Consider the following 8,002-nt stretch of genomic DNA (forward strand, 5'->3'; position numbering starts at 1 on the left):
GCGATGATCGCGACCGGCAAGATCAGGATCAGGAAGCCGACGATGTAATCCCACCACCGGATACCACCCTCGCGCCGCTGGAAATACCACGCGAGCATGAGCGGCATCGCGATCTTCATGATCTCGGACGGCTGGATCACCACGCCCACGTTCAGCCAGCGTTTCGCGCCTTTGCGCGTCAGCCCGAACGTGGCGACCGCGATCAGCAGCGCCATGCCGATGGTATAGAGCGGCACGGCGAAACGCATCAGCGTGGGCGGCGGCACGTTGGCGAGAATCCACATCAGCCCGAACGTCAGCATGATGTTACGCAACTGGTCCTCTACGCGGCCGGGGACATCGAGACTCGCGCTGTATAGCGTCACGATGCCCACGCACAGCAGCAGGAACACAATCAGCGCGAGCGGTTTATCGAAACCTGCGAACATGCGCTTCGTGCGTTCGAGCCAGACGCGCTTGTCGAATTGCAGCGCTTGCATGGTGACTCTCCTTTACTCGTCGATGCCGCCAGACGGCGTCAGTGTCTGGATGGCGCTTTTGCCTGTGTTACGGGGGATCGCGGCGGTAGGCGGCGGTTCTTTCGGCGGCGATGGCGGCGTTGGCGGCGTTTTGGTGGCCGGTGCCTTGCGGACCTCGGCGGGTCGGGTTGTTTCCTTCACGTTGACCACGCCCGGCGCTTTCGATCCCGTTGCCGGGCGCGCTATTTCCCGCGCTTCTGTGGTGATAGGCGTGACCGGCACGCGCGGCGCTTCCAGCGCGCGCAGCATGCTCGGCGCGACAGGAACGGCCGGTGCCGCCGATGCAGCCGGCGCACTCGACGCCGCTCCGGCCCCGCTGCTTGCAGCCGAAGCCGAGTCAGACGCCGCCGCGCTCGCGCTTGCGGCCGCCGCACCTGACGCCGCCAGTGGCTTGAACGCTGGGGACGCACCGGTCACCGAAGCGGGCAGGGCAGCATCCACGGGGCTTTGCGCACCCCCGATCACCGGTGCACCCGCATCTTCCGTCGCCGATGCCGCTGCTGCCACGGCCGCCGCTTCCGCACCCGGCTTCATGCGGTCGACGAGATAATAATCGAGCACTTTCCGCGCGATCGGGCCCGCGGATTCCGCGCCCCAGCCGCCGTTTTCCACGATCAGCGCAACCGCGATAGTCGGATGATCCGCCGGCGCGAATGCAATAAACAACGCGTGATCACGCAAATGTTCTGCTATCGCGCTGTGTGAATAATTTGCGCCTTGCAGCGAATAAACCTGCGCCGTACCGGTTTTACCCGCTGCCACATAGGGCGCGCCGCGGAAGATCTTGGAGCCCGTCCCGGAGGTCACCACGCCTTCCATCGCGCGCTTGATGAAGTCGACGTCCGCCTGCTTGACTGGAATTTTGTAGCTCGGATCACGCACGGTGACGCGGACCGCCTTGGAAATGGGGTTCTCGACTTCCTTGACCAGATGCGGCTTCATCACCACGCCGTCGTTCGCGAGCGTTGCGGTGGCGTGCGCGAGTTGCAGGATCGTGAACGAGTTATACCCCTGCCCAATACCCAGGCTGATCGTCTCGCCTTCATACCAGCGCTGTTGTTCGGGCTTCCGGTACGCCTTCTTTTTCCACTCGGTGGACGGAAGAATGCCGCGCGCTTCGCCGTTGATGTCGATACCCGTGATCTGGCCGAATCCCCACGGCTTCATGAACCCGGCCATCGCGTTCACGCCCAGATCGTGCGCCAGCATGTAGAAATAGGTATCGTTGGACACCACGATCGCGCGATTCATGTCGACCCAGCCCTGGCCCGCCCGGACGTCGTTGCGGAAAGTGTGACCGCCGAACGTGTACGAACCCGGGTCCTGGAAACCCCAACTGGTCGTGCGTTTGTGCAGCGTCAGCGCGGCGAGTGCCATGAACGGCTTATAGGTGGAGCCGGGCGGATACGTGCCGTGGAGCGGGCGGTTCAGCAGCGGGTGATCGGGCGAATTGTTGAGCGAATCCCAGGTCTGCTGATCGATGCCATCGACGAACGAATTTGGGTCAAAACTGGGCGCCGATACGAACGCGAGCACATCGCCTGTTGCGGGTTCGATAGCGACCAGCGCGCCGCGTTTGCCTGCGAACGCCTGCTCGGCGACCTGCTGCAAGCCGATATCCAGCGACAACACCAGGTTGTTACCCGGCGTGGCCTGCGTGCGCGAAAGCGTGCGCACGGGCCGGCCGCCAGCGGTGACTTCCACTTCCTCGAAGCCGGTCAGGCCATGCAACTCGGTTTCATAGCTCTGTTCCACACCAATCTTGCCGATGTAGTCCGTGCCCTTGTAGTTGTTCGCGTCCACGCGGGGATCGTAGTGATCGGTATCAGCGTCATTCTGGTCGCTCGCTTCGTCGATACGTTCCTGATCGCGCTGCGAAATCCGCCCGATATAGCCGATCACATGAGCCGCCGTTGGCCCGAGCGGATATTGCCGGAACAGCCGCGCACGCACTTCCACGCCCGGAAAGCGGAACCGCTGGGCGGTGAAACGGGCGACTTCTTCGTCGGTCAAGCGGGTACGGATTGGCAGGCTCTCAAAATTCTTCGAGTCCTCCAGGAGTTTCTTAAAACGCCGCCGGTCGCGCTGATCGACGGGAATCACGGTCCCAATACGGTCGATTTCATCGTCGAGGGTGGTGTTGATCTTCGATGGCGTGATTTCCAGCGTATAAGCCGAATAATTCTTCGCCAGCACCACGCCGTTGCGGTCGGTGATGATGCCGCGGTTCGGCACGATGGGCGCGACCGAGATGCGGTTTTCATCGGCTTGCAGCGAGTATTTGCTGAAATGCCAGACCTGCAGATACAGGAAGCGCACGCCGATCAGCCCGAAACAGACGAACACGAACAGGCCGGCGGCAGCCACACGCAGGCGAAACTTCGATAACTGTTGTTCGGCGTTCTGAAATTCGGTCATGCAATGTTCGCGGGGACCGCGTGTGTGGCGTATGTAGCGTGCAGCGGTTGCGGCAGACGCTCAACTAAACTTACTAAACTCAGATTGGCCGCGTATCGTCAGGATCAGTGGCGCGGCGCTGCGGAATCAGCAGCAGGAAACTGGCGACCGGCCACAAAATAGCTTCCACGAACCCGTCGATCAGATAACCCCAGCCAGGAAACGCTGCGCCAGTCAGCAGGCGGATCACGAACGGCACGATTTGCGCGCCGATCAGCAAGGGCGCGACCACGAACGTTTGCACGGGCAGAGACATCCACAATACGCGCCTGTGAATCGTGATGGCGCCATAGGACAACAGCGTATACGCGAGCGCATGCTCACCAAGCAGACTGGCATTGTGAACGTCCATGAGCATGCCGAGCATGAACGCGATACCCATGCCCACGCGACGCGGCTGATGGACGTTCCAGAACAGCAGCACGACCGCCACGAAATCCGGGATGCCGAAGGTCCTGCCCCAGGGAATCAGGTTCAACAGGAACGCCACGGCCAGACTGAACGTAATGAAGTACGGATTGACCGGCTGCAGGATGTATTGCGGGCGATTCATGGTGCTGCTCCGGGCGCGGGCTTGGCGGCGGAAGGTTCAGCTTTCCTGGCGTGCCCGGATTTCTCGGCTTTCTTCGCGGCGGCGGGCTCGGTTTTCTTCTCTGCCGCCGGCGCTTCGGGTTTTTTCGCGGCGGACGCACTTCCTGCGACCGCGGCCGCAGGGGCGGCTGCGCTGGCGCTTTTCGCCGGCGCGGCCTTCTTCTTGCCCTTGTTGTCCTTCGCTTCCTTGGCCGCAGCCGCTTCCTCGGCTTCTTCAGGATTCGGCGGCTGGTTGATCTCGTAATGCAGCACGAGCAACTGGCGCGCACCGCGGACCGGGGCGATCGGCAGGCAGACTACGCGGGCGAACGCGGTATCCGCTTGTTTATCGACGCGAACTACTTTTGCCACCGGCAATCCCGGCGGATAAATGCCGTCCAGACCGCTGGTCACCAGTTCGTCGCCGGTTTGCACGTCGGCGCTGATGGGCACGAAACGCAGATCCAGCGTGTCGCCCTTCGGCGTGCCGTAGATCACGCTGCGCAATCCGGTTCGCACGATCTGCACAGGTACGGCCTGGTCTTTGTCGGAAAGCAGCGTAACTTCCGATTGCAGCGGGAACACACGCGTGACCTGCCCGATTACGCCGTCTTCGTTCACCACCGGCGCGCCGTCCTGGATGCCTTGCTGCGAACCCTTGCCGATCACGACTTTCTGCGTGAAAGGATCGCGGGTGTCGTACTGGACCTCGACGGGCGTGGTTTGCGTGCTGGCGCGTGAGCCAAGCTGGAGCAGTGCACGAAGATGCGCGTTCTCAGCCGCGAGCTGGGTCGCATCGCCCGCTTTCACTGACAAGTCGAGGTTCTTTGCTTTCAGCTTGGTGTTCTCATTGCGCAGGTTTGCGCTGGTGACGGCCAGATCGGCCGCACCCATGAAGATATCGCGTGGTACGAGCGCCGCGCGCTGAAGCGGATACAAACCCGCTCCCAGCACGCCGCGCACGATCTCGAGCGTGTTGAAGCGCGCGTCGGAGATCAGCAGGGCGAGGGCAAGCACCACGAAGAAGATCAATCGCGCGAGAGCGGATGGACCTTGCTTAAAGAGTGGCGGCGGACTGTATTCCATGGTCGGCGCCGAGGGCGTGATCGGTTGGGTCGATGCTGCGGGTCCGCGTGGGGGCGCGGCCCTGCCCAGCGCTGTCCCTCGTGACCCGGACTAGGCCGGACCACGTGAACCATTGCGCAAGTCGCATACTTCGCGCACGTCGCCGTTGTTGCATTGAGCGAGTGCGTGCTGTTGGCGCCTTGATGAAAGGCGTCAAGGCTTACTCGTAGGAGAAGATGCTGCCGAGCTTGTCCATGCGTTCGAGCGCCATGCCCGAACCGCGTACGACGCACGTCAGCGGATCTTCGGCGACGAGCACCGGCAAGCCGGTCTCTTCAGCCAGCAACCGGTCGAGGTCGCGCAGCAAAGCGCCACCACCGGTCAGCATCATGCCGCGTTCGGCGATGTCAGCGCCCAGTTCCGGCGGCGTCTGTTCCAGCGCAATTTTCACCGACGAAACGATCTGGTTCAGCGGATCGGTCAGTGCTTCGAGAATTTCGTTGCTCGAAATGGTGAAGCTGCGCGGAATGCCTTCCGAAAGATTACGACCCTTGACTTCCATCTCCTTGACTTCGGAGCCCGGGAAAGCCGAACCGATTTCCTTCTTGATCGCTTCCGCCGTCTGCTCGCCGATCAACATGCCGTAATTGCGACGGATGTAATTGACGATAGCTTCGTCGAACTTGTCGCCGCCCACGCGCACGGAACCCTTGTACACGATACCGCCGAGCGAAATCACGCCCACTTCGGTCGTGCCGCCGCCGATGTCGACAACCATGGAGCCCGTTGCCTCGGACACCGGCAAACCGGCACCGATAGCCGCAGCCATGGGTTCTTCGATCAGGTACACCTGCGACGCGCCCGCGCCATGTGCAGCTTCCTTGATCGCGCGGCGCTCGACCTGGGTCGAACCGCACGGCACGCAGATGATGATGCGCGGCGAAGGCGAGAACATGCGCGATTCGTGCGCAGTCTTGATGAACTGCTTGATCATCTGTTCCGTGACGGTGAAGTCGGCGATAACGCCGTCCTTCATAGGCCGGATAGCTTCAATGTTGCCCGGCACCTTGCCGAGCATTTGCTTCGCTTCGCGGCCGACGGCCTGAATGGTTTTCTTACCATTGGGACCGCCTTCCTGGCGAATCGAAACCACCGATGGCTCGTCAAGGACGATGCCCTTGCCCCGCATGTAGATCAGCGTGTTGGCTGTGCCAAGATCAATCGCCAGATCGTTTGAAAAGTAGCTGCGCAAAAAACCGAACATTCAAAATCCTGTCTCGCTGGGAGCCGTGCCTCGCTTCGAGCGCCAAAGGACGGCAGCGGAAAAAAATGACAGCCTGCAGCGGGACCCATTTTTGGCCACGCAAATTGCAAGACTGCGGAGAAATCTACCGGAGGATGCAAGCGAACCAGGCGTGCACTTTTCTTAAAAATCTGTAACTAAGAACAGGCTGCTGGTAAGTCGATCCGGATTTGGGTCGAACGCGTAATGATACCTTATAATTTTGGGGTGTTCGAAGGAAAAGGACGGTACATTTTGCCACCGTCAAGCCTGCTTTTTAAGGCTCCTTTATCTCGAATTGCAGTCGCTCTTGAAGACGCTGTTGTTGTCGCGCTGTTTCTCGGCGTGTAAGTCGAAAAAATCTCAGCGTGTAAGTCGAAAAAAACTGGTGATCGAATGTCTCTGACCCTGACCGATGTAAAACGCATTGCGCACCTCGCGCGGCTCGAATTGCCCGAGCACGAGGCCGAACCCACGCTTCAACGACTGAACGATTTCTTCGGTCTCGTCGAGCAAATGCAGGCCGTGGATACCACGGGTATCGAACCGCTTGCTCATCCGATCGAACAGATCGAGAAAGCCGAGCTGCGTTTGCGAAACGATGCTGTTACAGAGCATGTAAACCGCGAAGAGTTCCAACGGCCTGCACCCGCCGTGCGCGACGGGCTGTATCTGGTGCCCAAGGTGATCGAATAAGTGTCGTGCATTGACCAGTGCTTACGCGGGACGGCACCTGTGAAGCACTGCAATATAGGCGCGAAGAGCACGAAAACAAAAAGGTGCACGGTACCCGGTACTCGGTATCCGGCGCCTATCAGGAAGAACGCAATGCATCAGAAAAGCTTGACCGAACTGCGCGCGGCACTTGACGCCAAGATCCTCTCCGCCGTCGAACTTGCGCAGCTTTTTTTGCAGCGCATCGATGCAGCCAAGAATCTCAACGCGTTTATCAGTGTTGACCACGACCTCACGCTCGAGCAGGCGAAAGCGGCGGATGCGCTGATCGCCAAGGGCGAGGCAGGCGTGCTGACCGGCTTGCCGATCGCGCATAAAGACGTGTTTGTCACACGCGGATGGACCTCCACGGCTGGCTCGAAAATGCTCGCCAACTACGCGAGCCCGTTCGACGCCACCGTTGTCGAACGCCTCAAGAATGCAGGCGTGGTGACGCTCGGCAAGACCAATATGGACGAATTCGCGATGGGTTCGTCTAACGAGAATTCGTACTTTGGCCCGGTCAAGAACCCGTGGGACCTGAAGGCCGTTCCGGGCGGTTCGTCGGGCGGCTCGGCTGCCGCCGTGGCCGCGCGTCTTGCGCCCGCTGCCACCGGCACGGATACCGGCGGTTCGATTCGCCAGCCCGCGTCGTTCACCGGCATTACCGGAATCAAGCCAACGTACGGACGCGTTTCGCGTTACGGCATGATCGCATTTGCGTCGTCGCTGGATCAGGGCGGACCCTTGGCCCGCAGCGCGTCGGATTGCGCGCTGTTGCTCAACGCCATTGCGTCGTTCGATCCGCGCGACTCGACCAGCCTCCAGCGCGAGGACGAAGACTACATGCGCTATCTCGGCCAGAACTGGTCCGGCACGGACGCGGCCAAACCGCTTGCCGGCTTGCGCATCGGCTTGCCGAAAGAATTCTTCGGTGAAGGCTTGAGCGCAGAAGTGCGAAGCGCGATCGACACCGCTCTCAAGCAATACGAAGCACTGGGCGCGACGCTCGTCGACGTGTCGCTGCCGAAGACCGAGCTGTCCATTCCGGTGTACTACATCATCGCGCCGGCGGAGGCTTCGTCGAACCTGTCGCGTTTCGATGGCGTGCGCTACGGGCATCGTGCAGCTGAATACACCGACCTTCTCGATATGTACAAGAAGTCGCGTGCCGAAGGTTTCGGGCCGGAAGTGAAGCGCCGGATTCTCGTAGGCGCATACGTGCTGTCGCACGGCTATTACGACGCGTATTACCTGCAGGCGCAGAAAATCCGCCGCATTATCGCGCAGGATTTCCAGGAAGCATTCAATCACTGCGATGTGATCATGGGACCCGTGGCGCCATCGGTGGCATGGAATCTTGGCGAAAAAGCCGATGATCCCGTCCAGATGTATC

7 protein-coding genes are annotated in these 8,002 nt (G+C 60.7%); 2 read left to right on the plus strand and 5 right to left on the minus strand.

Annotated features, from left to right (window positions below):
* The 5 genes from JWR14_RS07020 to JWR14_RS07040 all read right to left on the minus strand — a co-directional run.
* Positions 1-470 (minus strand): FtsW/RodA/SpoVE family cell cycle protein (locus tag JWR14_RS07020; RefSeq protein WP_299703640.1); only part of this gene is annotated, 470 nt, incomplete at its 3' end.
* 21 nt (positions 471-491) lie between these two features.
* The gene (gene mrdA / locus JWR14_RS07025; RefSeq protein WP_299703601.1) at positions 492-2,936 is read right to left on the minus strand and encodes a penicillin-binding protein 2; all 2,445 of its coding nucleotides are present in this window, start codon (positions 2,934-2,936) and stop codon (positions 492-494) included.
* A gap of 79 nt (positions 2,937-3,015) precedes the next feature.
* On the minus strand, positions 3,016-3,528 hold the full coding sequence (gene mreD, locus JWR14_RS07030) for a rod shape-determining protein MreD (RefSeq protein ID WP_299703604.1): 513 nt from the start codon (positions 3,526-3,528) through the stop codon (positions 3,016-3,018).
* Positions 3,525-4,631 carry a rod shape-determining protein MreC gene (gene mreC, locus JWR14_RS07035; protein WP_299703607.1) on the minus strand — a complete coding sequence of 369 codons (1,107 nt, stop codon included), beginning with the start codon at positions 4,629-4,631 and terminating at the stop codon, positions 3,525-3,527. The genes mreD and mreC overlap by 4 nt, the downstream gene beginning before the upstream one ends.
* Before the next feature lie 199 nt (positions 4,632-4,830).
* Complete coding sequence (locus tag JWR14_RS07040; protein ID WP_017772379.1) at positions 4,831-5,874, minus strand: rod shape-determining protein; 1,044 nt, start codon at positions 5,872-5,874, stop codon at positions 4,831-4,833.
* Between the two features lie 414 nt (positions 5,875-6,288).
* On the opposite strand from JWR14_RS07040, the gene gatC reads away from it, so the two are divergent.
* Together gatC and gatA are read left to right on the plus strand one after the other, a co-directional pair.
* Positions 6,289-6,588 (plus strand): Asp-tRNA(Asn)/Glu-tRNA(Gln) amidotransferase subunit GatC, encoded by a 300-nt coding sequence (gene gatC / locus JWR14_RS07045; protein WP_299703634.1) that lies wholly within the window; start codon positions 6,289-6,291, stop codon positions 6,586-6,588.
* Positions 6,589-6,720: 132 nt separating this feature from the next.
* On the plus strand, positions 6,721-8,002 hold a 1,282-nt coding region (gatA, locus tag JWR14_RS07050; RefSeq protein ID WP_299703637.1), incomplete at its 3' end, for an Asp-tRNA(Asn)/Glu-tRNA(Gln) amidotransferase subunit GatA.

The organism is Caballeronia sp. (genome assembly GCF_028292365.1).
Classification (GTDB): Bacteria; Pseudomonadota; Gammaproteobacteria; order Burkholderiales; family Burkholderiaceae; genus Caballeronia.

What these genes read in the sequence shown, in the direction of transcription:
- mrdA (WP_299703601.1), bottom strand. Translation starts at nt 2,936, where the DNA reads ATGACCGAATTTCAGAACGCCGAACAACAGTTATCGAAGTTTCGCCTG.
- mreD (WP_299703604.1), bottom strand. Translation starts at nt 3,528, where the DNA reads ATGAATCGCCCGCAATACATCCTGCAGCCGGTCAATCCGTACTTCATT.
- mreC (WP_299703607.1), bottom strand. Translation starts at nt 4,631, where the DNA reads ATGGAATACAGTCCGCCGCCACTCTTTAAGCAAGGTCCATCCGCTCTC.
- JWR14_RS07040 (WP_017772379.1), bottom strand. Translation starts at nt 5,874, where the DNA reads ATGTTCGGTTTTTTGCGCAGCTACTTTTCAAACGATCTGGCGATTGAT.
- gatC (WP_299703634.1), top strand. Translation starts at nt 6,289, where the DNA reads ATGTCTCTGACCCTGACCGATGTAAAACGCATTGCGCACCTCGCGCGG.